Origin of the sequence: Kribbella sp. (genome assembly GCF_035655035.1) — a bacterium.
In the GTDB taxonomy this organism is placed as follows: Bacteria; Actinomycetota; Actinomycetes; order Propionibacteriales; family Kribbellaceae; genus Kribbella.
In genome coordinates this window covers 1-2,837 of sequence record NZ_DASRVN010000023.1, presented here as the reverse complement: position 1 = coordinate 2,837, position 2,837 = coordinate 1, and the positions used below count along the sequence as shown (strand labels likewise).

Genomic DNA, 2,837 nt, shown 5'->3' with positions numbered 1-2,837 from the left:
ACGGCACTGGACGCGGCGCAGTGCGAGGACATCCTCGACGTCCTGCGGCAGACGCTGCCGGCGGGTGAGACCGACGCGATGAACGCGGTGCTGACCGAGCGGGGCAGGTCCCTGTCCGGCGGTCAGCGGCAGCGCGTGGCGCTGGCGCGGTCGCTGTACGTCGACCCGCAGGTGCTAGTGCTCGACGAGCCGACCAGTGCGGTCGACGCGCACACCGAGGCCCGGATCGCCGACGGCCTGCAGTTGCTGCGCCACGGCCGGACCACGGTGGTGTTCACGTCGAGCCCGCTGATGCTGGACCGCGCGGAGCGGGTGGTGTTCGTGCCGGACGGCCGGGTGGCCGCGGTCGGTACGCACCACGAGCTGCTGCAGAGCAATGTGCAGTACCGCGCGGTCGTCACCCGTGAAGAAGAAGCGACGTTCGAGGAGTCCGTGTGAAGCGCCCTGACTACGACCCGGCAGCCCCGCAAGAGGTAGTGCGGCTCCCGGTGGCGCAGGGCACGACGGTCCGCGCGTACATCAAGACGCTGTTCCGCAGGCACCGTCGGCAGTTCCTGTGGCTGACCGTGGTAAACGCGGTGGCGGCGCTGAGCGGCATGGTCGGTCCGTGGCTGCTCGGCAACGTGGTGCAGAAGCTGTCCGAGGGCCGCACCGACGTCAAGCTGCCGTCCGTCGTGATCGGGTTCGTGATCGCGCTCGCGGTCCAGACCGTGTTCACCCGGCTGACCCGGCTGCGCGGTGCGGTGCTCGGTGAGGAGATGCTCGCGGACCTCCGCGAGGACTTCCTGGTCCGCGCGGTCGGCCTGCCGCCAGGCGTGCTGGAGCGGGCCGGTACGGGTGACCTCCTGTCCCGGATCACCACCGACATCGACCGGCTGTCGCACGCGATGCGGGACGCCGTACCGCAGCTGACGATCGCGATCATCTGGGCGGCGCTGCTGATCGGGGCGTTGATCGTGACCGCGCCGGCGCTGGCGGTAGCTGTGGTGATCGCGGCGCCGATCCTGGTCGTCGGCGGCCGGTGGTACTTCCGCCGCGCGCCCTCGGCGTACCGGTCGGAGGCGGCCGGGTACGCCGCGGTCGCCTCGGCGCTGGCTGAGACGGTCGACGCGGGCCGCACCGTCGAGTCGCACCGGCTCGGGCACCGTCGCATCCAGTTCGGCGACACCCGGATCGGCCAGTGGGTCGCCTGGGAGCGGTACACGCTGTACCTGCGGATGATCCTGTTCCCGGTCGTCAACATGACCCACACGGTCGCGCTGGCGGCGGTGCTGGTCATTGGCGGCGGGTTCGCGATCCAGGGCTGGCTGACGGTCGGTGCGCTGACCACCGGCGCGCTCTACATCCAGCAGCTGGTCGAGCCGGTCAACATGATGATTCGCTGGTACGACGAGCTCCAGGTGGCGCAGGTGTCGCTGGCGCGGCTGGTCGGTGTCCGTGAGGTGGAGACGGCTGCCACGACCAGCGAGGACGAGCCGGACGGGCGGACCGTGCTGGCCGACGACGTCCGGTTCGGGTACCTCGAGGGTCGCGACGTGCTGCACGGCGTGACGCTGACCGTCGAGCCAGGTGCCCGGGTGGCACTCGTCGGGCCGTCCGGTGCGGGCAAGTCGACGCTCGGCCGGTTGCTGGCCGGCATCTACTCGCCACGCGTCGGTGACATCACCCTGGGCGGTGCGGCGCTGGACCGGATGTCCGCGGAGCAGGTGCGCAGCCACGTCGCCCTGGTGAACCAGGAGCACCACGTGTTCGTGGGCAGCGTGCGGGACAACCTGCGGCTGGCTCGTCAGGGCGCGACCGACGCGGACCTGTGGGCAGCCTTGCGGTCGGTGGACGCCGACGGCTGGGTCGCCGGGTTCGACGACGGGCTGGACACCGAGGTGGGGTCCGGTGGGATCTCGCTGACGCCTGCGCAGGCACAGCAGGTCGCACTGGCCCGGCTGGTGCTGGCCGACCCGCACACGCTGGTCCTGGACGAGGCGACCTCGTTGATGGACCCGCGGGCGGCCCGGCACCTGGAGCGGTCGCTGGCGACCGTACTGGAGGGCCGGACCGTGGTCGCGATCGCACACCGGTTGCACACCGCCCACGACGCCGACGTGATCGCGGTCGTCGAGGACGGCAAGATCGTCGAGCTGGGCGCCCACGACGAGCTCGTGGATGCCCAGGGTGCGTACGCCGCGCTCTGGCACTCCTGGCACGGCGAGCGTTGACAGGTAGAGGGCGTCTGGCCTCAGGCGCCCTCTACATCGTGTGAGGATGAACGGGTGCTGCTGACGACGCTGTTCTCTCTGCCCACCACCCTGGCACTCGACATCGACGACGCAGGCCGGATGCTGGTGCTGTACGACGGCACCGGTACCCGGCAGGTCAACGAGGTCGCCCCGGACGGGACCTGGCGCGCACTGACCGACCTGGACGACACCTGCCGCGGCGCCCGGTTCGTGCCCGGCAGCAGCCAGGTCGTCGTCGAGCACGACACCGGCGGCGACGAACGCGGTCAGCTCTCACTGCTCGACCTCGCCGACGACGGTCTCCCGGCGCTGACCCCGCTCGTGCACGACGCGGAGTACATCCACCACCTGGTCGCGGCCCGCGCCGGCCGGATCTTCTACACCACGAACCGGCGCAACGGCGTCGACTTCGACCTGGTCACCCGCGACCTGGCCAGCGGCACCGAGACCGTGCTGTACGACGCCGGCGGCTGGGTGATGGGCGTCGATCCGTCACCCGACGACAAGTGGGTCGTCCTGTCGAAGGCCAGCAGCCCGGCGAACTCGATGCAGCTGTTGCTGGTCGACACGTCCAGCCGGTCGATCACCGAGCTGACGCCGGCG

The 2,837-nt window shown here is 71.0% G+C and carries 2 protein-coding genes and 1 pseudogene; all 3 read left to right on the top strand.

The genetic code is table 11. The annotated features are described in order from the left end of the window. Positions 1-438: ATP-binding cassette domain-containing protein (locus tag VFF46_RS01610; RefSeq protein WP_325035164.1), on the top strand; the 438-nt coding region annotated here is incomplete at its 5' end. Then, positions 435-2,213, top strand: a complete 1,779-nt coding sequence (locus VFF46_RS01605) for an ABC transporter ATP-binding protein (RefSeq protein WP_325035163.1) — start codon at positions 435-437, stop codon at positions 2,211-2,213. The genes VFF46_RS01610 and VFF46_RS01605, both read left to right, overlap by 4 nt. Positions 2,214-2,267: 54 nt before the next feature. Then, positions 2,268-2,837 (top strand): annotated as a pseudogene (locus VFF46_RS01600) (S9 family peptidase); the annotation flags it as partial.